The sequence below is a fragment of the Buchnera aphidicola (Formosaphis micheliae) genome (assembly GCF_039403185.1).
GTDB classification, from domain to species: Bacteria; Pseudomonadota; Gammaproteobacteria; order Enterobacterales; family Enterobacteriaceae; genus Buchnera_C; species Buchnera_C aphidicola_B.
The window spans coordinates 158,887-182,500 of record NZ_CP135047.1 but is presented as its reverse complement, the minus strand read 5'-3'; the positions used below and the strand labels follow the sequence as shown (position 1 = coordinate 182,500).

The window sequence follows — 23,614 nt, the reverse complement described above, 5'->3', positions numbered from 1 at the left end:
TAACTAAAAATATAAAATATATCTAGTATTTAAAAAAAATATATAATTTCATTTAAATAATAAAATTAAGTTAAAATGAAAAATAATTAAACAAAATTTATATATAACTAAAATATTTATGTATTATATTACAGTATAAAAAATATATTAAATTAATAATAATTAAATTAAAAAAACTAATTTATAAAATAATTCATATTTTATTAAAATTATTAATCTCTTACTTAATACATAAACACTATAATGATAAACTTCGCACCTTGTGATATATATATTAATAAATTATTTTAATCTATTATACAAATATGTATTACTTTTAATCTTATTTATATCTTATAAAGAGAAAATAATTCTATGAAAGACCTTGCTAAAAAAATCGTACAGGTCAATATTGAAGAAGAACTAAAGCACTCTTATCTGGATTATGCTATGTCAGTAATAATTGGCAGAGCTTTACCAGATGTAAGAGATGGACTAAAACCTGTACACAGACGTATACTGTTTGCAATGAGTGTTTTAAGTAATGATTGGAATAAACCTTATAAAAAATCAGCTAGAGTAGTTGGAGACGTCATAGGTAAATATCACCCCCATGGAGATACAGCAGTATACGATACAATAGTTCGAATGGCTCAAACATTCTCATTACGTTATATGCTTATAGATGGTCAAGGAAACTTTGGTTCTGTTGATGGAGATCCAGCTGCAGCTATGCGTTATACTGAAATAAGAATGTCTAGAATAGCTCATGAGTTGTTAAAAGACTTACAAAAAAATACAGTAACATTTGCATTAAACTATGATGGTTCTGAAAAAATACCTGAAGTATTACCTACAAAAATACCAAATTTATTAATAAACGGTTCATCTGGAATAGCAGTCGGTATGGCTACTAATATTCCTCCTCATAACCTAACAGAAGTAATCAATGGATGTCTAGCATACATTAAAAATAATCAAATTAATTTAACAGAATTAATGAAATATATTCCAGGACCTGATTTTCCAACAGCTGGAATTATAAATGGTAATATTGGAATAGAAGAAGCTTATAAAACAGGTAAAGGAAAAATCTATATTCGTGCCAGAAGTAAAATAATAATTAATAAAAAAACAAAAAAAGAAAGTATTGTTATTAATGAAATTCCTTATCAAGTGAATAAATCACGTTTAATAGAAAAAATAGCAGAATTAATTAAAGAAAAAAAAATTGAAGGAATCAGCGCTCTTCGAGACGAATCGGATAAAGATGGTATGAGGATAGTTATTGACATTAAAAGAGAAGCGGTAGCTGAAGTAATACTAAATCAACTTTATATTCTTACACAATTACAAACCTCTTTTGGTATTAATATGGTAGCATTATGTCACGGTCAACCTAAAACGCTATCTCTAAAAGATATTTTAGAATCTTTTACATTACATCGTAAAGAAGTAGTTACTCGTCGTACTATGTTTGAACTAAAAAAATATCGTGAACAAATCCATATTATAGAAGGACTCATTGTAGCATTATTAAATATTAACTTAATTATAGATTTAATAAAACAATCTAAAAATACATCTATTGCAAAAAAATCGTTAATATCACACATTTGGAAAATAAGAAAAGATTGTATTGTAAATATTTTAAAAAAAAAATCGTTAAAAATATTTAATGAAAATAATAAAATAAATTATATTAATGATAATCAATATATATTCACTGAACAACAAACTCAAGCTATTCTAGATTTACGTTTAAATAAATTGACTAATTTAGAAACTGATAAATTAATAGAAGAATACAATTTAATTTTTAAAGAAATATTAAAATTAATGAACATTTTAGACAATCCTGATCATATGACTGAAGTTATTCAAAAAGAATTAATTCTTATCAAAAATACTTTTGGAGATAATCGACGAACTGAAATTATTACTCAAACTAATGATATTAATTTCGAAGATTTAATTAATAAAGAGGATGTCGTAGTAACACTGTCACACTCAGGTTATGTTAAATATCAACCGTTATCGGATTACAATGCGCAAAAAAGAGGAGGAAAGGGTAAATCAGCTGCGAAAATAAAAGAAACAGATTTTATAGAAAGTTTGTTAATAGCTAATACACATGATACTATTCTTTGTTTTTCCAGCAAAGGTATATTATATTGGATGAAAGTATATCAACTTCCTGAAGCTAGTCGACATGCACGTGGTCGTCCTATCATTAATTTATTACCATTAAATAAAAAAGAAAGAATTACAGCTATTTTACCAATACAAAAAAATAAAAATCATATCAATATTTTTATGGCTACTGCTAAAGGAATAGTTAAAAAAACTTCTTTAAGTGAATTTAATAGACACCGAAATACAGGTATTATTGCAATTAATTTAAAAAATGATGACGAATTAATTGGAGTATCTTTAACTAACGGAAATGATAACATTATGTTATTTACTAAATCTGGAAAAGTTGTCCATTTTTCTGAAAAAAAAGTAAGAAACATGGGAAGAACAGCTGCAGGAATAAAAGGAATTAAAACAAATAAAACAGATCAAGTAGTATCATTAATAGTACCTAATGGAAAAGGGAATATTTTGACAGTAACAGAAAATGGATATGGTAAAAGGACAAAAATTTCTGAATTTCCTATAAAATCTCGTGCTACAAGAGGTATAATTGCTATTAAAATAACAAAAAAAAATGGAATTATGGTAGGAGCTATCCAAGTACTAGACAATGATCAAATTTTAATGATAACTAATGCAGGTACATTAGTAAGAACTAGAATATCAGAAGTAGGTATATTAGGAAGAAATACACAAGGTGTAATTTTAATACGTACAATAGAAAAAGAAAAAGTAGTAGCATTACAAAAAGTTAATGAAACATATAATATATCCAATAAGTAAAAAAATCCTATACTTAATTCTAATTTTAAATAATATTTTTATAAATATTATATTCATGGTAATACTCATCCATTATTAATAAAATTTTCTATAAAATTAAAAATATAAAAATATTAATTTCTTATTTAACTCAACAACAATTTAATTTAATACGTAATTAAATAAAAATAGGAATATGTTATATTATGCATCACAGTTTATTTATTACTAAAAGAGATGGAAGTAAAGAACGAATTAATTTAGATAAAATTCATCGTGTACTAAATTGGGCCGCAAAAGGATTAGAAAACGTTTCTGTATCACAAGTAGAATTACGTTCTAAAATTCAATTTTATAATGGAATTAAAACAGTTAACATACATGAAACAATAATTAAAGCAGCAGCAGATCTTATTTCAGAAACAGCTCCTGATTATCAATATATGGCCGCTAGATTATCTATTTTTCATTTACGTAAAAAAGCTTATGGACAATTTGAGCCTCCTTCATTATATAAACATGTCAAAAATATGGTAAAATTAGGAAAATATGATAAACATTTACTAATAGATTATACAAAAAAAGAATATATAATAATGAATTCATTTATAAATCATAAGAGAGATATGAATTTTTCATATTCTGGAGTACAACAATTAGAAGGAAAATATTTAATACAAAATAGAGTCAATGGAAAAATTTATGAAAGCGCTCAATTTCTTTATATATTAATTTCTGCTTGTTTATTTGCTAATTATCCTCATGCTCAAAGAATGAAGTACATTAAAAATTTCTATGATGCTATTTCTACATTTAAAATTTCATTACCTACTCCTATTATGTCAGGCGTTCGTACACCTACTCGACAATTTAGTTCATGCGTATTAATTGAATGTGCAGATAGCCTAGATTCAATAAATGCTACAAGTAGCGCTATCATAAAATACGTATCAAAAAGAGCAGGTATAGGAATTAATGCTGGACAAATTCGAGCAATAGGTAGCCCCATTAGATCTGGAGAAGCTTTTCATACTGGAGCTATTCCATTTTATAAACATTTTCAAACTGCTGTTAAGTCTTGTTCTCAAGGAGGTATAAGAGGTGGAGCTGCTACTTTATTCTATCCAATTTGGCATCTTGAAGTGGAAAATCTATTAGTTTTAAAAAACAATAGAGGAATAGAAGAAAATAGAGTACGTCATATTGATTATGGAGTACAAATTAATAAATTAATGTATCAACGAATGATTTCAGGAGAAAATATTACTTTATTTAGTCCATCAGATGTACCAGATCTATATAATGCATTTTTTTGTGATCAAATATTATTTGAAAATTTGTACTTAAAATATGAAAATAATAATAATATTAGAAAAAAAAGAATAAAAGCTATGAATTTATTTACACTTATGATGCAAGAACGAACATCTACAGGACGTATCTATATTCAAAATGTTGATCATTGCAATACTCATAGTGCTTTTAATCCACAAATTGCACCAATTCGACAATCTAATTTATGTCTTGAGATCACGTTACCTACGAAACCTTTAAATGATCTACATGATAAAAATGGAGAAATAGCTTTATGTACATTATCTGCTATTAATTTAGGATGCATAAAAAATCTTAAAGATCTTTCAGAAATTACTAAACTAATTGTCCGTGGACTAGATGCAGTGATAGATTATCAAAATTATCCGTTAACTAGCGCTGAAAAGAGTACTAAAGGAAGAAGATCTTTAGGCATCGGAGTTATTAATTTTGCTTATTATTTAGCTAAAAATGGAGTACGATACTCTGATGGATCAGCAAATAACTTAACCCATAAAACATTTGAAGCTATACAATATTATTTACTTGATGCATCTTGCGAATTAGCAAAAGAAAAAGGTTCCTGTCCTTGGTTTCACCATACATCTTATTATCAAGGATTTCTACCAATTGATACTTATAGAAAATATATTGATTCTGTATGCACTGAACCACTACATTATAACTGGGAAAATTTAAGAAAAAAAATCAAAAAATATGGTTTACGTAATTCAACTTTATCAGCAATCATGCCATCAGAAACATCTTCACAAATTTCTAATTCAACTAATGGCATTGAACCTCCCAGAGGTTTTATTAGTATTAAAGCATCAAAAAATGGAATGTTACGTCAAGTAATTCCAGAATATAAAATTTTAAAAAAAAATTATGAATTACTATGGAATATCCCAAATAATAATGGTTATTTGCAACTTGTAGGAATTATGCAAAAATTTATTGATCAATCTATTTCAACTAATACAAACTATGATCCTTATTTGTTTGCCAATGGCAAAATTCCTATGAAAATTTTACTACAAGATTTACTAACTGCTTACAAATTAGGAATAAAAACGCTTTATTATCAAAACACTAGAGATAGAGCTGAAGATAATCAATCTATACAACATATATCATTATTAAAAAATAATCATTGTGATAGTGGAGCTTGTTCAATATAACATAATTCTATTCATATACTTACTATAAAATATGATATTATAAAACAATTCTATAAGTAGTAACTTACTACTATCAGGTTAAAATATAAAAATTATGACATATACTACGTTTTCAAAAAAAAAAAATAATCAACTAATTGAACCAATGTTTTTTGGACAATCAGTAAATATTTCCCGTTATGATCAACAAAAATATAAAATTTTTGAAAATCTTATAGAAAAACAACTATCTTTTTTTTGGAGACCAGAAGAGATAGATTTATCTAGAGATAATATCGATTATCATAATTTACCAAAAAACGAAAAACATATTTTCTTAAGTAATTTGAAATATCAAACTTTATTAGATTCAATTCAAGGTAGAAGTCCAAATGTAGCATTTTTACCAATTGTCTCTATTCCAGAATTAGAAACATGGATACAAACTTGGTCATTTTCTGAAACAATTCATTCTAGATCTTATACTCATATCATTAGAAATATTGTTAATAATCCATCTTTAATTTTTGATGACATTATTACCAATAAAAATATTATTTCGCGAGCTAAAGACATTTCAGCTTATTATGATAAACTTATTAAAATGACTAATTACTGGCATATGTTAGGAGAAGGTAGCCATATTATTAATAATGAAAAAATATATATTAATTTAAAAACATTAAAAAAAACATTATATCTATGTTTAATCAGTGTAAATGCATTAGAAGCCATTAGATTTTACGTCAGTTTTGCATGTTCTTTTGCTTTTGCAGAAAGACAAATTATGGAAGGAAATGCAAAAATAATTAGATTAATAGCTAGAGATGAAGCATTACATCTAAATAGTACACAATACATGTTAAACATTATAAAAACAAATCCAATTAATGAAAATATGAAAAATATAGCATCAGAATGTGAAGAAGAAGCTTTTCAATTATTTAAATTAGTAGCTGAACAAGAAAAAAAATGGGCAGAATATCTTTTTAAAAATGGCTCTATGCTAGGACTAAATAAAGACATTTTAATTCAATATATTGAATATATTACAAATATTCGTATGAATGCAATAGGATTAAAATCACCTTTTTCAACAAATTCTAATCCTATTCCATGGATTAATTATTGGCTAAATTCAGATTATGTTCAAAATGCTCCTCAAGAAGTAGAAGTAAGTTCTTATTTAGTAGGACAAATTGATTCAGATATTAGCGATTCCGAATTTAAAAATTTTAAGTTATAATTTATGCAAAAAATTAATATTAAAATTAATGATATACATTACATAATAAAACCAAAAAAAAAATATATTTCATTATTAGAAATAATAGAAATATGCAAAATACCTATAGAATTCCAATGTCGAAAAGGATACTGTGGAGTATGTAGAGTTAAATTAATTAAAGGAAAATTTTTATTAATTTCTAATTTCAACTCAACAGTATATCTTCATCCAGGAGAGATTTTACCTTGTTGTTGTAATATAATACAAAAAAAAAATATGGAAATTAAAATTCCATACTTATCATAAAAAAATAAATAATATCTACTATTCATTATATAAAAATACAAATATTATTTTATTCATTGTCCTGATTGAATTGCCGTAACAGCAATAGTATATACTATATCTTCTATATTTGCTCCTCTAGATAAATCATTTACTGGTTTATTTAAACCTTGTAGAATAGGACCAATAGCAGAAAAATTAGCAGATCTTTGTACAGCTTTATAAACAGTATTTCCAGTATTAAGATCAGGAAAAATTAATATATTTGCATCTCCAGAAATTGGTGAATTAGGAGATTTTAATTTTGCTATTTCTGGCACAGTTGCTGCATCATATTGTAAAGGACCATCTATGTCTAAATCAGGTCTCAGTTTTTTTACAATATATGTGGCTTCTCTAACTTTTTCTACTGAACAACCACCAGCTGAATCATACGTGGAATAAGAAATCATTGCTATCTTTGCATGAATCCCAAATAATTTCGCTGAATTTGCTGATTGAATAGCGATATCAGCTAATTCATAAGCATTGGGATCAATATTAATAGCACAATCGGCATATATGAATATTTTATTAGACAACAACATAAAAAACAAAGAAGATACTAATGAAACATTATTTTTTAATTTAATTAATTGTAATGCTGGTCGAATTGTATTCGCTGTTGTATTAATAACTCCAGATACTACTCCATCAACGTCATCATTTTCTAACATTAAAGTAGATAATACAATATTATCCTTAATTACATTTTTAGCATTAAATAAAGTCATACCATTTTTACTTCTTAATTGAACTAAACGCATGATATAATTATTTTGTATTTCTATAGGATTAATAATATTTATACTATCTATGCCAGAAATTTTTTCTCTGACAGATATTTCATGAATTTCATCAGGATTACCCAATAATATACATTTTGCAATACCTTTTTTTTCACATATAGATGCAGCTTTTATTATACGAATGTCATTTCCTTCTGGTAAAACAATACATTTTTTACATTTATTAGCCAATTTTATTAAATGATAACGAAAAAATATAGGAGAAATGTATCCAGTTAATTTATTAATATTTTTTAATAATTTACACCAATTAATAGAAATATAATTTGATACATAATCTTTCAATTGTGTTATAATATTTCGATCATATCTATATGTATAATAATACATGTTACATAATTTTATTAATGTGGTTAAAATATTAGTTGATACTGAAAATATATATATATTAGACAATATTAATAATTTTGACACAAATTTGTTATCTTTATCTAAAAAATTATCAACTCCAGTTAATAAAATCGCAATAACATTGCTATTTTTTATATTATTTAAATACAAATTATCAACGTATTTTAATTGTTCAAATGAAATGATACACATTCGTTTATATTTTTTATTATGAATATTAATACATGATAATTGATCAAAAAAAATAATCTGTTCTATTGATTTACATTCAATAGAATTATTTTTAATAATTTTTGCATTTAAGTATTGAATACATTGAAACACAGTAATATTAATTAATTCTAAATTAAAAGGAATAGTAGCTAATATTGGTAATTTTATATTATTAAAAAATACAGTATATTTTTTTTCTAACTGAGAAAATAAATTATTTTTAAATATATTAAAATGCATACCAAATAAATCCATACAATCTATAATACTATTGTTATTAAATTTAAAATTATTACATTTATTTAATATTACTCCTAAAATGTTTACCTGTTTATTACTTTTAAATATATTTCTAAAAAAATAATTGGATTCCATAAAATAATTTTCTATATTTTCATTATCTGCAGCCACAAATAAAATATCAGTAGATAATATTAAAGAAATCTTATAATTTAATATATAAGACAATGCTCCTATTTCCGTGTATCTAAAACCTTCAATTAAAGTAATATCATATATTTTTTTACATTGATAAAACTTATCAATAATAGTATCAACTATTGACATGATAAAATTATCATTATACGACAATTTAGTATAAGACAATTCAATAATTTCCACACAACGTACTAATTTATTGATAAATATTGAATGACCTACATTATCTATTTTTTTTTTGTCATCACGAAATTTAAATATTGGTTTTAAAAATCTCACTGTTAAATCTTTGCACGTTATAGATCGTATTAATCCAAGATTAACAATTGTCAAACCAACATGAGTCCCTATTGGAATCACAGTTATATCTCGTGCCATAACTATACACCTCTTAAAATATGTTAAATAAAAAATAATTTTTGTCTTACTATTTATTCATGAACATGTTTTAAATTTAATAAAGAAATAGTTTCTTTTGCAATCATCCATTCTTCATTAGAACGTATAACTAAAATAGGTAAAGAATCTTTTGAATGAATATAAATATATTTATCAAACGTATTACACATATTACATTCTTTATCAATATTAAAATTTAAGACAGATAATTGAGATATTGTTATATCTCGAATTAATGAAGAATTTTCACCAATCCCTCCTGTAAAAACAATTGCATCTAATTTTCCTTTCATTAACATATTATAAGCTGCAATATACTTAGATAAACGATAACAAAAAACATCAATAGATCTTTTAGCTCCTACATCAGTATAATAATTTTTCTCTGCATAACGACAATCACTACTAACTCCATTTAATCCTAATAAACCAGATTCTTTGGTTAATATTGTATGAATTTCATTTAAACTTATACCTAATTTTTTATACATAAAAAAAATAATTTCGGGATCAATGTCTCCACTACGAGTACCCATTACTAATCCTTCTAAAGGAGTAAAACCCATTGAAGTATCGATACAAATACCTTTACGAATAGCCGATATAGATGCACCATTCCCTAAATGACATGAAATAATATTAATTTTTTTTAATGATTTATTTAATATCTTAGCAGATTGAATAGAAATATATTGATGATTAATCCCATGAGCACCATATCTTCTAACTCCATTGTTGATATAAAAATGATATGGTATAGCATATAAATATGCATGTTCTGGTATTGTAGTATGAAAAGAAGTATCAAATACTGCTACATTTTTATTGCTTAAATGAGGAAATACATTGAGTGCACATTGAATACCTAATAAATTTATTGGATTATGTAAAGGAGCAAAACAACTAGCATCTGTAATATCTTCTATAATCTTATCATTAACAATTACAGAATTAATTAATTTGCTGCCTCCATGCACTACTCTATGTCCTATAGCTGTAATATTACTAAATAATTTTATATCTTTTTTTAAAATATTATTTAAAATAAAATTTAATGCAGAACTATATGTAATATTTTTTTTTAAAATATTTTTATATTCAATATTATTTGCACTCCATATAATATACGACTTAGAAGATAATATTGATTCTACTCTACCAAAAATAATCTTTTTATTATTCTTAACATCAATAATAGAAAATTTTAAAGAAGAACTACCACAATTTAAAACTAAAACTAATCTATTCAAAATAAATTACCTATTTAATAAAATATAAACATTATATATAATATTATATTTTTGATAAATCAATATATATAAAAATTAACTATAAAATATACACTAAACGAAATAATATTAATACAATTTAATTTTTAATTAAAAAAATCAACCTAACGTAACTGATTATATTGATTTTTTATCAAAAATAAAATTTTCATATATATATCATAATTATATAATATCATTAATATGATATAAAACTAATATTCAGTAATTAATATAACTTAAAATATGTTTAAATAATTATTTTAATTAATGATACTATTATTAACAAAATAAGTACTAAATATAATAAAATACCAATAAAATAATATAATCAAATATCTATATCAATTATATTTTTTCAAAATAAATTATAAATAAATATATTTATAATCGTATATGTTTTTAAAAATTATTTAAACATAATTATATTAATTAACTTAATTGTAAAAAAACAAAAAAAATATACTGCACCTATTAATTATATTTAATTAAATTCAATTAATGTAACGTAATTTGTCTCTGTTCAATTGAATGAATTTGTATCTTAATAATTTCACTAATTGGATCTTCAGGACAATGTTCTACAAAATAAATTAAATCAGTCAAAGCAATGTGATTACATTCCAACTGAGCATAAATTAAACCACGATCTCTAATTTCATAAGGATCATCTGGATTTATTTGTAATAATATATTACTAACATTTAATGCTAACTCCATTTTCTTTTCTTCCATTAAAGCTGTTTTTAATATGTCTAATATTTTTCTTATTACTGTCGTAGAATCAGCTTGATCTAAATCATTATCATATAATTTAGCAGTAGGACTAATATTGCCTTTTAACCATACTCCTAAAGTATGTTTATCTAAAGTATTCCCATTAAATGGATCAATTAACCACAACTCATTATTTTTATTTTTTACTCGTAAAATTAACTGTGTAGGAAAAATAACAGGCATTAATGGCAATTCTAACTCTTGAGCAATATGTAATAATATTATACCAAGCGATACTGCTGTCCCTTTTCTTGTTTGTAATACATTATCTAACCACAATACGTCTGACAACAAGTATTTTCCATTAGCCCCGCCAAATCTCCAACGTTCATAAAATAACTCTAATAATTTTTTTAATTGATTGTTTTGATTACTTTCTGCAGAAATATAAATTCTAGCTTCATCAACTCTATTACGTAATTCAGAATACACATCCTCTATTGAAAAATCTTTTCGAATCGTCTGAAAAATAAGCATTATTATTTCACACAGTGGAGATGTAGAAAAATCAATTTTATCAAAAGATTTCATATTACCTCCAATTATAATATGTAATTATGCTTCACTAAATAATATAAATAAAATATATATTTTATCTGTTTTAAAATATAGTTTCATTTCTATAATAAATTATATCCTATATACCATATCATATAAAATTTGTTATAGTGAAAAATAATTATCAATATAAATGAAAAAAATTAAAAATATTTATCATATAATTATTAAATGAAATAAATATTAGTTATTGTAATATAAAAATATCATCAACTATAAAAATTAATAATCTATATTTTTTTTCCTAAAGTAATTCTATCATTCCCAGAGTAATCTTTATAAGATTTGACTCCTAAGAAACCATGTGATTTAAAAATATTTTGTACTACATTTTTTTGTCTATAACTATGTTCAATTAATAAATAACCTTGAGAATATAAATATTTATTTGCATTCTTTACTATAAATTGTATATCTGCTAATCCATCATTACCTGACACTAACGATATAAAAGGTTCAAAAAAAATATCTTTATCTAACAAAGAAATTTCTTGCAATCCAATATAAGGTGGATTACTTACAATAATATTAAATTTTTTATTATTTAATTCAGAAAACCAATTACTACGAATAAAATTTATATTATTTAAATTTAATTTTTTAGCATTGAATGTTGCTAATTCTACTGATTCTTTTAAACAATCAATACCTAAAATATGACAATCTGGACGAGTTTTTGCTATTGCTAAAGCAATCGCTCCAGAACCAGTTCCTAAATCTAATATTTTAAAATTAACATGAGTAATTCTTTTTAAACTCTGTTCTACTAATATTTCAGTATCTGTTCTAGGTATTAATACAAATTTTGATATACATAAAGACAATGACCAAAATTCTTTTTTTCTTAATAAATAAGCAATCGGTTCACCAGAAATTCGTCTATTAAGTAATTGATTTAATTGATTTAATTGAAGTATATTTAATTTCAACTTATGATTAATAATTAACCATATTTTGGATCTTTTTAAAACAAATTTTAATATTAATTCAGCATCTATCTTTAAATAGCCTATATAAGATAATCGACAATATGCATAATTTAACCAATCAATAATACTCATAAAATTAATCTGATAAAGAAAGTAACATTTCTGCTTGATGTTCCTGAATAATTGGTTCGATTAATAAATCTAATTTACCCTCTAAAATATCATCTAAACAATATAAAGTTAAATTAATTCTATGATCAGTGACTCTATTTTGAGAAAAATTATAGGTCCTATTACGATCGGATCTTTCTCCACTTCCTAATAAATTTCGACGAATAAATGCGCTTTCTTTATTACGTTTTTCTATTTCAGCAGAATTAATACGAGCAGATAAAACAGATAATGCTTTAGCTTTATTTTTATGTTGTGATCTCTCATCTTGACATTCTACTACTTGACCTGTTGGAATATGTGTGATTCTAATAGCAGAATCAGTAGTATTTACATGTTGACCTCCTGCTCCAGAAGAACGAAAAGTATCAATTTTTAAATCACTATGACAAATAACAAGTTTTTCTGAAGTTTTAACTTCTGGCATAACTGCAACTGTACATGTAGAGGTATGAATTCGACCTTGTGATTCAGTCTGAGGTACTCTCTGTACTCTATGTCCTCCAGACTCAAATTTCAACCTTCCACACACTCCATTTCCAGTAATTTTAATAATAATTTCTTTAAAACCACCTTTTTCTCCTATACTTGAACTAATTAATTCTGTTGTCCAAGCGCGAGATTCAGCATATTTTACATACATACGTAACAAATCTCCAGTAAAAATTGCTGCTTCATCTCCTCCAGTTGCTGCTCTAATTTCAATAAAGCAACTATATTCATCGTTAGGATCACGTGGTAACAATAAAATATTTATTTGTTCTTCTAAATCCTTAGAATATTGGAGAGAATACTTCAATTCTTCTTCTGCTAATACTCGAACTTCTTTATCATTTAATAATTCTGTAGCTGTTTTTATATTTTTTTGATTAACTTTCCAATTTATAAAACACTTTTTAATATCTAATAATTTAATATATTCTTGAGATAATATACGAAATTTTTCATGATTTAATATCAAATTAGATTCCGATAACATCAATTCTAATTCTTCACACCGGTTTTTTATATGTTCTAATTTACATAAAATAGATTTTTTCATCTATATCATTTACCTTATTAATGCATTTTACATACCTATCATATAATACTATCTATCAATATATATCTTTAAAATCATTATAAAAACAATATAAAAAAACTGAACTATTATAATTAATAAACTTTAAATATAAAAAACACTATATTCATGTTATTAATATTATTGATATAAAAATAACAATACTAGTCAATATTTTATTTATTATATAATTATAATAGTAATTTATCCTTATAAACATATTTTATATCCTATACTCCTAAAATATATATATCTTAAATTTATAAAATAAAATTAATATAATAAAATTCCCTTATACTATAAAATAAAAACAAATAACATCAACGTCACATATTTGAATAAAAACTTACTTAAAAATCTACTAAAAATAATAAAAAATATTACTATAAGCAAACACTATCTATAATGTATTATATTTTTTAAAAATGCACAAAAATATTATTTTATATTATAAGTATCATTTCATAATAAAAAAATAATATTTTTATATCAAATTTATATTATATAATAAAATATACTTTTCAAAAAAATAATGATTCAAATCATAACGTTAAATACTATGCAAAATATTAAAATAATTCAATAGCATAACGCACTAATCACATATTTCAAAATATTGAATTAAAAATATAAATTATCTAAATACTGTGTAATTTTATCATACCATTAAAAAAATATTTAATAATTTTAATCAACTAAAAAATTATATTAACCTTCTAAAAAAATAATATTTATATGATATATTTCTATTATAAAAAATATTTTATATAGAAATAATATTCATTTTAAAAAATAATTACTTTAATATTGAAAATATTAAATTTTTATTATATCCATTTAAAATACAACCAATTCAATTGATCAATAAATTAAGGTTGACTTCCGTGTCTAACATAAAATTATTTTCTGGTAATGCTATCCCAAAATTAGCTAAATCTATTACAAAAAGACTGTATACTACATTAGGTAATGCATTAGTTACTAGATTTAGTGATGGAGAAATTAGCATACAAATTAATGAAAATGTCAGAGGCAGTGATGTATTTATTATTCAATCAACTTGCGCTCCTACAAACGATAATTTAATGGAATTATTAGTTATGGTAGATGCTTTAAGACGTGCTTCTGCTGGTCGTATTACTGGAGTTATTCCTTATTTTGGATATGCTAGACAAGACCGACGTGTTCGTTCAGCTAGAGTACCTATCACTGCAAAAGTCGTTGCTGACTTTCTATCAAATGTTGGAATTGATCGCATTTTAACTGTTGATTTACATGCAGAACAAATTCAAGGTTTCTTTGATGTACCTGTAGATAACGTTTTTGGTAGTTCAATTTTATTAGAAGATATGTTAAAAATTAATTTAAATAATCCAATTGTTGTATCACCAGATATAGGTGGAGTAATTAGAGCTAGAGCAATAGCTAAATTATTATATGATACAGATATGGCTATAATAGACAAAAGAAGACCTCAATCTAATATATCTCAAGTAATGCATGTTATAGGAGATGTTACAGAACGTGATTGCGTATTAGTTGACGATATAATAGATACTGGAAGTACATTATGTAAAGCTGCTGAAGCTCTAAAAAGTAGAGGAGCAAATAGAGTATTTGCTTACGCTACACATCCAATTTTTTCTGGTAATGCTGTAGAAAACTTACAACGTTCTGTAATTGATGAAGTTGTTGTATGTGATTCTATTCCATTATCTGAAAAAATTAGTTTATTGCCTAATGTAAGACAATTGAGTCTTTCTAGCATGTTATCTGAAGCAATTCGTAGAATTAGTAATGAAGAATCTATTTCTGAAATGTTCGAACACTAAAACCATTGTTTTAATACAATATATTTTCATAAGTACATTAAAATTAATTATTCATTTTAGTGTACTGTTTATTTATTAAATATGTAAAATATCTATTATTAAAAATATATCATATATATAAAAAATATTTACTTACATTTATCCTCTTATAAAAATAAATTAAATTAAATTATTACTTTTAATTTCATAATTTTCATTATTTCCGATACTAAATAAAATGATCCACATACGACTATTACGTCTTCTTTGTTAGTTCTTTTTTGAACAACATCCCATACTTTTTGAACATTTTTACAAATATTAAAAAAATTTGGTAAAATTTTATTTAATTGACACCAAGTAAATCCTTTTATCGTATCTATTGGCGCAGTATACCAATAATCAACTACTTCTATTAAATTTAAAATCATATTATGAAAATCTTTATCTTTTAATATTCCCATAATCACATAAATTTTTTTTCTTTTATGACTAATTTTTTTTATTTTTTTAGATAAATTTAATATAGCATGTGGATTATGTCCAACGTCTAATATTATTTTAGGTTTTTGAGATATAATTTGAAATCGCCCAGGTATCACAATATTTTTAATCACATCTATAATAACATTATTATATATTATAAATGGAGAACAAAATAAAGCAGTTAAAGCTACTGAAATACTATTTAAAGATACATTAGGATAAGAAATATTGTATATATTTCTAGTACGAGAAACATAACTCCAGTTATTTTTATTTTTAATAATAAACCAATCTCTCTTAAATAATTTTAATATAGCCTGTTTATTTTTTATTACATGTACCATTTTACCAGGTATATCATATTCTCCAAATATGATAAATTTATTTTTTCTGGCAATATGAGCCTTTTCAAATCCAATACTAGAACGAGTGCTACCTAAACAATCAACATGATCTATCCCGACATTAGTAATTATAGATAAATCTGTATTAATGATATTTGTAGCATCTAATCTACCTCCTAATCCTACTTCAAGAATAATAACATCTAATTTGGTATCTTTAAACAAAACTAATGCAACTAATGTAATAAATTCAAAATATGTTAAGAAAAAATTTTTTTGATACAATCTCACTAATGAAAACGCATATTGATATACACTTCTTTCAACATATTGACCATTAATCCTCACACGTTCAATTTCATCTAATAAATGAGGTGAAGTATATAACCCTACTCGATACCCAGAATTTATAAAAATCTTTTCTAAAAAATAACATACTGTCCCTTTTCCATTAGTACCGCCAACAATAAAAATAAATGCAGAAGAATGCAATAAATGCATTTTTTTTGCCAATAATTTAAAATTATATAAATTTATATTATTTTCTTTAAGATACATTTCGTGTTATATATTTTAACTATACAATAAAAAATCATTTTAAAAAATAAAATATACGTTAATTAATATACAAATAAACGAATTATAAGTTTTTGTATATTGAAATTAAATATTTTATTAAAAATATTTAAAAAAATACTAACAACTTGCATACTTTACTATGATAACAATATATTTACAACATATATATATTATTACTCAGTAATATTATTTCAATATCTGTTTACATATTATTTATAAATATACCAAAAAAATATATTATATGTTATATAAAAATTTTCAGACCAATAATAATTAATATTAACCCTACTACATACTTTATAAAATCTATTTTTTTAATACAAGAATATAAAACAAAATATAAAGAACGCAAACTAAAAATAGCTAATAAATTTGATGTAATTGCAACGAAAGGATCTACAGTTATAGATAAAACAGCTATAAGACTATCAATAGAAAAAATAATATCACTAAGTTCAATTAATATAGCTACAAAACACAAGGGAGTTAAAAAAAATATTCTATTACGTCTTAAAAAAAATTTATCTCCTTGAATTTCATTTATTATTCTTAATTTTTTATATATCCATATTATCCATTTTTTTTCTTTTAATATATCATTTTCATTGTTTCGACTAAAAAATACTTTTGCTCCTGTTAATATTAAAATAACTCCAAAAAAATACAATACCCAATGCAACTTTATCAATAACCAATTACCTATTAAAATCATACTAGTTCGAAATAAAATAGCACCTAATACTCCATATATTAATACTTTACGTTGCCATATAAAAGAAATAGAAAATGATTTAAATAATATAAACCACACAAAAATATTATCTATAGATAATAATTGTTCAAAAAAGTAAGCACTAAAAAAAGATAATAATATTGTATTAGCATGTTCACAATTAAAATTATTTTTAATACATAACCAAAATATTAAAGCGAATAAAAAGGTAGTACATATCCAAGATATAGTTAATAAATAAGCTCCTTTAGAATAATTTTTTAAAAATATTTTTTTTTTGTAATGTTACCTCAAACAAAATCATTAAAATAGACAATATACTAAAAACCGTCCAAAGAAAAGTTGTACCTACATTATGATACATTTTTATTTATTCCATTATAAAAATATTCAAATAAAATTATAAACAGTACTTTTCATATACTTAGTTTATACTATATAAAGTATTACTTATATTAAACAAAATATATTTTATGTAATAAAATATATTAAATACAAAATAGATACAAATATGCTAAAATTGTATATGAATATTATGTTTTTTATAACAACCATTGAATGTTTCCAAATAACTCAATTAAATATGTTGGATATATACCAAATAATACTATTATAGTAGACAATATTATTATTAATATATTTAATACAGTTAATTTAAAACTATTAAATAATTTGTTATTGCTTAATAATTCAGATGATTTTAAATAAAAACTTAAAATTACCTGTAAATAACAATATAATCCAATTATACTACCTAAAACAATTCCAAATCCTAATAATAATGATTTTTTAGATACTATTAGTAACATTAAATAAAACTTTCCAAAAAAACCAATACTCATAGGAATGCTTGCAAACGAAAATAAAGCTATTGTTAACATAATTGCAATAATTGGATGACGCCAAAATATACCTCTATAAAATTTAATATAATCAATGTCTTTTTGTTCATTTTTTATAGAAATAGAACTTATAGAACCTAAAAAAACTGCATTTGATAATATATAACTAAGTGTAAATAATCCAATAGTTATTAATGAAATATATTGATTATTGATATATATCACTGTAATTAATAAATAACCTAAATTAGAAATAGATGAATAAGCTAATAACCTCTTAATGTTTTTTTGAAATAACATCATTACACTACCAAAAACAATAGAAATAAATGACATAAATTCTAATATTAAATATATTAAACTGATTTTGCTATTCGGAATATACAAAAATAATCTACTTAATAAACTAAATACTGCAATTTTACCAACAGAAGATACAAAAAAAAGAACTACATAAGAACTTCCTTCATATACATCAGGAGTCCATAAATGAAAAGGTACAATTGATAATTTAAATATAAAAGATACTAAAATTAAACTTAAACCCAATAATATAATTATATTATTGTTATATATAGAATTAAAAATTAAAGTATTACCAATATCAATTAAATTTAAACTACCTGATACATAATATATTAAAGCAATACCTAATAATAAACATATAGATGAAAATCCGGATAAAATCATATATTTTAATGCTGCTTCTAACGATTTATATTGAAAATATTCATAACCAATTAATCCTAATATCGGAAAAGACATTAGTTCAATACTTATAAAAATACTAATTAAATGATTAGAAATAGCAACGACCATGCTACCTAATGTAGAAAATAATAATAATAAATAAAACTCTTCTTTATTAAATTTATAATGCAATAAATAAGGATAAGCTAAAATAATAGTAATAATACCAGATATAATAATTATACTCATATATAAAATTGAATAATGATTGATATAAAATAACATACCAATATCAATTGGTATTATTTGACAAACAAAAAACATAGATAATATTGATATAATAAAACCTATTACACTTATAATATAAACAAATATATGATTTCTCTTTATAGCAATTGAAAAGATCCCAATCAATGCTGCTATTAATAAAATGAAAATAGGAATTAATCCAATAAATTGTTTTATAATAATTGTACTCATGAAAAACCTTTCAATAAAATAAAAAAATATACTAAAAATTATACATAGCTATATATGCAGTATCTAAAATAAACGTTGGAAAAAAACCTATAGAAATTAATATTAAAGTAAAAATAATCAATATAACAAACTCAATACACTGTATATTTTTTATTTCATAACAAGTTTTAGTTTTACCAAAACAAATTTTTTTTATCACATATAAAGAATAAACAGAAGAAAATATTAATATGAATAAAGACACAAAAGATAATATAGGAGAATAATTAAAAATTCCAATAAACATCATCAATTCACCTACAAAATTTCCTGTTCCAGGTAAACCAATATTGGATATAATAAAAAATAAAAAAAAAGCTGGAATCCATCCAATATTTGACCATAATCCTCCCATTTTTTTTATATTTCTTGTAAATAGAATTATGTATAATTGATGAATCAAAATAAACAAAGCTGCAATTGAAATACTATGCGATAATATTTGTATCATAACTCCCTGAAAAGAAATTATATTATTAACATAAATAGCAATTAGCATTAATCCCATATTAGATATAGAACTATAAGCCACAACTTTTTTTATATTATTTTGAGAGAATGCCATCCACGCACTATAGAACATACTAATCAAACCAATACATATTGCAAATTTAGAAAAACTAGATAAAACATGTGGAAAAAATGGTAATGAAAAACGTAATAAACCATAAATTGCTGTTTTTAATAACAATCCAGATAAATCTAAAACACCAGAAATTGGAGAATATGAATGTACTTCCGGTAACCAAGTATGGAATGGAATCACAGGTATTTTAATAATAAATGCTAAAAAAAAACAGAACATTAAAAAATATTCTAATTCTTGACTCATAGGAGTTTTTATCAATAAATTATAATTAAATGTCCATTCATGAGTAACACAATAATGAGTAAATACCAAAGTAAGTATACCAATTAATAATAATAATCCAGATAATTGTGAATAAATAAAAAATTTATTTGCTGAATCAATATTCTTTTGACTATTAAATGCTTTATAACCCCATAAAATAATTAAAAAATACATAGGAATTATCATTATTTCCCAAAAAAATAAAAATAAAAATAAATCAATAGACAAAAATAGACCGATAATTGCTCCTAATAACCACATTAAATTAAAATAAAATAGTCCCTGATATCTATTAATATGATTCCATGAACACAAAATTGAAACAATTCCAAAGAAAACTGTAAGTGATAACATTAAAATAGATAAACCATCAACTCCTAAATGAATATCAATACCTAATTTAGGAATCCATCGTATGAAAAATTCTATCAACCAATTATCTAATTGAAATGGTGGTTGAATTCCTAAATTAAACTTATAACACCAAATTTTTAATATATATGATAAAACTATTCCCATTGTAATCAATGCAATCCAACGAGGTAATTTGTAATTAAACCGTTCTGATTGCCAACATAAAAAAGCGCCAAAAAATGGAACAACGATTAATAATGGTAAAAACATTATAGTTATAACCCTATTCAATATTTTAATAATATTATTGAACCAATTTTATGATTTATATACCATAAAAATATAGTCAATATATTTAGACAATCAATACATCAGTAATATAAATATTAAATTAATTGTAATACCTATAATCATTGAAGATATATACCAACGTAAATAACCATTCACCATAACTGATAACATTTTCCTAAACGTAACAACACAATTTATAGGAAATTGAATAATATAATTTAATGGATCATGTGATAAAAAATATGAACACCGTAAATATGGTTTAACAAATAAATAATTATATAAATAATTAAATCCACAACCTGAATATAAAAAATTTTTTAAAAAATAAACTAGTTTTACTTGTTGAAAACAAAAAAATATATTTTTTTTCTTGAACCACATAATGTATGCTATCCAAATACCTAATATAGAGCATACACTACACAAAAATTCTATATAAAAAGTATTAACTAAAAGTATGGGCTTCATTACAAAAATATTAGACAAAGGAAAAACTAAAAAATAACCAAACACAGTAGATAATATACCTAATACTATTAAAGGAACTTTATATATTATTTCTTTGTATTTAGTAACAAGAATATTTTGTTGACCATGAAAAATAAGAAAAATCATCTTACATGCATAAATAGATGTTATAATAGAACTTATTAATGCTATACCAAAAAGATAAAAATGACGAGCTTGATAAACTGATAGTAAGATAGCTCCTTTACTATAAAATCCAGCACTAATAATAGGAAAAGCAATTAAAGCACTAGTTCCTAATAAAAAACATATATATTCAAAAAATAATATTTTATATAAACCACCCATTTTATAAATATTTCTTTCGTGATTACATGCTAATATTATTGAACCTGATGTAAGAAATAATAATGCTTTAAAAAAAGCATGAATAACTAAATGACAAATAACAGCATTCCAGGCACCTACCCCTAAACCTAAAAACATATACCCTATTTGACTCATTGTTGAATAAGCTAATATACATTTAATATCTTTTTGTACAACAGCTGATAGACTAGATACTAACAAAGTTATAATTCCAATGTTAGATATTATAAACAATATATTTGGTGTTAAAATAAATAAAGTATGTATTCTTAAAAATAAATAAATTCCTACTATAACCATAGTAGCAGCATGAATTAATGCTGAAACAGGAGTGGGTCCAACCATTGCATCAGTTAACCAAATGTGAAATGGAATTTGAACAGACTTACCTAATCCCCCTATTAAAAAAAATAACATCACCCATTTTAATGAAAAATCATAACTTACAAAAATACTATTTTCTGCAATTAATGATAAATCACAAAAATTAAAAGACCCAAAATAATAATAAGTTAAAAAAATTGCAAATAATAAAAAAATATCTCCAAACCGTGTAACAATAAACGACTTAATTGCTGATCGACAATTTTTAATATCTTTGTAATAAAAACCAATTAATAAATAAGAACATAATCCAACTAATTCCCAACCACATAAAAGCAACAACAAATTATCTGATAATACCAATAATAACATACTTGCAATAAATAAACTAATATATGAAAAAAAACGAGTACAACCCTCAACACGTTTCATGTACCAAATAGAATACATACATATTAATAAACCAACAAGAATAATCATCAATAACATAACTAAAGATAAATTATCCAACAACAAATTAAAATCAACTATTAACTTTCCAATATGAATCCAATTCCATAGTTTAAATAAATATACATGATGATTAAAATGTAAAAATATATTCAAATAATAACAAGTTAATATTAAAGAAATAAAAATAGAAATATTACTAATAAACATAGAATAATTATTAGATAAATATTTACTAAAAAAAGATAATAAAAAAAAACTAAACAATGGAAAACCAACGATAAGATAAATAACACTCATCCTCGCATCCTACTTAATATATCAATATCTAACGTTTTATAACGCCGATATAGTTGAATTAAAAGAGCTAAACCTACACTAGCTTCCGACGCAGCTAAGGTAATAATTAAAATATACATTATCTGTCCATCACTTTGATTCCAATAATGTCCTATAAATATAAAAGCTAACGCAAGTGCATTCATCATAATTTCTATACCAATAAAAATAAACAAAACATTACGACGTATAACAATACACAAAGCTCCTAAAAAAAATAAAATAATTGATAAAATTAAACCATCTAAAATAGAAATCATCTTAAATAACATACCTCTTT

At 23.3% G+C, this 23,614-nt stretch carries 16 protein-coding genes; 5 read left to right on the top strand and 11 right to left on the bottom strand.

From position 1 onward, the window contains the following. Positions 1-354: 354 nt before the first annotated feature. The 4 genes from gyrA to RJX12_RS00750 all read left to right on the top strand — a co-directional run bounded on the left by gyrA (position 355) and on the right by RJX12_RS00750 (position 6,888). Complete coding sequence (gene gyrA, locus RJX12_RS00765) at positions 355-2,901, top strand: DNA topoisomerase (ATP-hydrolyzing) subunit A (protein WP_343192308.1); 2,547 nt, start codon at positions 355-357, stop codon at positions 2,899-2,901. Positions 2,902-3,086: 185 nt separating this feature from the next. Further along, positions 3,087-5,375, top strand: a complete 2,289-nt coding sequence (gene nrdA / locus RJX12_RS00760; RefSeq protein ID WP_343192307.1) for a class 1a ribonucleoside-diphosphate reductase subunit alpha — start codon at positions 3,087-3,089, stop codon at positions 5,373-5,375. 94 nt (positions 5,376-5,469) lie between these two features. After that, positions 5,470-6,600 (top strand): class Ia ribonucleoside-diphosphate reductase subunit beta, encoded by a 1,131-nt coding sequence (nrdB, locus tag RJX12_RS00755; RefSeq protein ID WP_343192306.1) that lies wholly within the window; start codon positions 5,470-5,472, stop codon positions 6,598-6,600. Positions 6,601-6,603: 3 nt separating this feature from the next. Beyond that, positions 6,604-6,888, top strand: coding sequence for a 2Fe-2S iron-sulfur cluster-binding protein (locus RJX12_RS00750; RefSeq protein ID WP_343192305.1), 285 nt, complete (start codon positions 6,604-6,606; stop codon positions 6,886-6,888). Positions 6,889-6,941: 53 nt separating this feature from the next. On the opposite strand, the gene pta is transcribed toward RJX12_RS00750, so the two are convergent. The 5 genes from pta to prfA form a co-directional block, all read right to left on the bottom strand. Further along, complete coding sequence (pta, locus tag RJX12_RS00745) at positions 6,942-9,095, bottom strand: phosphate acetyltransferase (RefSeq protein WP_343192304.1); 2,154 nt, start codon at positions 9,093-9,095, stop codon at positions 6,942-6,944. Between the two features lie 53 nt (positions 9,096-9,148). Beyond that, complete coding sequence (locus RJX12_RS00740; RefSeq protein WP_343192384.1) at positions 9,149-10,369, bottom strand: acetate kinase; 1,221 nt, start codon at positions 10,367-10,369, stop codon at positions 9,149-9,151. A gap of 513 nt (positions 10,370-10,882) precedes the next feature. Next, on the bottom strand, positions 10,883-11,692 hold the full coding sequence (gene sirB1, locus RJX12_RS00735; protein ID WP_343192303.1) for an invasion regulator SirB1: 810 nt from the start codon (positions 11,690-11,692) through the stop codon (positions 10,883-10,885). A gap of 257 nt (positions 11,693-11,949) precedes the next feature. After that, complete coding sequence (gene prmC / locus RJX12_RS00730) at positions 11,950-12,780, bottom strand: peptide chain release factor N(5)-glutamine methyltransferase (protein WP_343192302.1); 831 nt, start codon at positions 12,778-12,780, stop codon at positions 11,950-11,952. Between the two features lie 4 nt (positions 12,781-12,784). Beyond that, positions 12,785-13,861, bottom strand: coding sequence for a peptide chain release factor 1 (gene prfA / locus RJX12_RS00725; protein WP_343192301.1), 1,077 nt, complete (start codon positions 13,859-13,861; stop codon positions 12,785-12,787). A gap of 902 nt (positions 13,862-14,763) precedes the next feature. Here prfA and RJX12_RS00720 point away from each other — a divergent pair. After that, a complete protein-coding gene (locus RJX12_RS00720; RefSeq protein WP_343192300.1) occupies positions 14,764-15,711 on the top strand; it encodes a ribose-phosphate pyrophosphokinase in 948 nt (315 codons plus the stop codon). A 164-nt stretch (positions 15,712-15,875) separates the two neighbouring features. Here the strand turns inward: RJX12_RS00720 and folC are convergent, their stop codons facing one another. From folC to nuoK, 6 genes are all read right to left on the bottom strand, one after another. Continuing rightward, positions 15,876-17,078: a bifunctional tetrahydrofolate synthase/dihydrofolate synthase gene (gene folC, locus RJX12_RS00715; protein WP_343192299.1), complete on the bottom strand. Its 1,203-nt coding sequence runs from the start codon at positions 17,076-17,078 to the stop codon at positions 15,876-15,878. Positions 17,079-17,343: 265 nt separating this feature from the next. Then, the gene (locus RJX12_RS00710) at positions 17,344-17,973 is read right to left on the bottom strand and encodes a TerC family protein (RefSeq protein ID WP_343192383.1); all 630 of its coding nucleotides are present in this window, start codon (positions 17,971-17,973) and stop codon (positions 17,344-17,346) included. A 401-nt stretch (positions 17,974-18,374) separates the two neighbouring features. After that, a complete protein-coding gene (locus RJX12_RS00705; protein WP_343192298.1) occupies positions 18,375-19,844 on the bottom strand; it encodes an NADH-quinone oxidoreductase subunit N in 1,470 nt (489 codons plus the stop codon). A 31-nt stretch (positions 19,845-19,875) separates the two neighbouring features. Beyond that, positions 19,876-21,360 carry an NADH-quinone oxidoreductase subunit M gene (nuoM, locus tag RJX12_RS00700; protein WP_343192297.1) on the bottom strand — a complete coding sequence of 495 codons (1,485 nt, stop codon included), beginning with the start codon at positions 21,358-21,360 and terminating at the stop codon, positions 19,876-19,878. 93 nt (positions 21,361-21,453) lie between these two features. Then, positions 21,454-23,295 carry an NADH-quinone oxidoreductase subunit L gene (gene nuoL, locus RJX12_RS00695; RefSeq protein WP_343192296.1) on the bottom strand — a complete coding sequence of 614 codons (1,842 nt, stop codon included), beginning with the start codon at positions 23,293-23,295 and terminating at the stop codon, positions 21,454-21,456. Next, a complete protein-coding gene (gene nuoK, locus RJX12_RS00690) occupies positions 23,292-23,594 on the bottom strand; it encodes an NADH-quinone oxidoreductase subunit NuoK (RefSeq protein ID WP_343192295.1) in 303 nt (100 codons plus the stop codon). The genes nuoL and nuoK overlap by 4 nt, the downstream gene beginning before the upstream one ends. Positions 23,595-23,614: the final 20 nt, after the last annotated feature.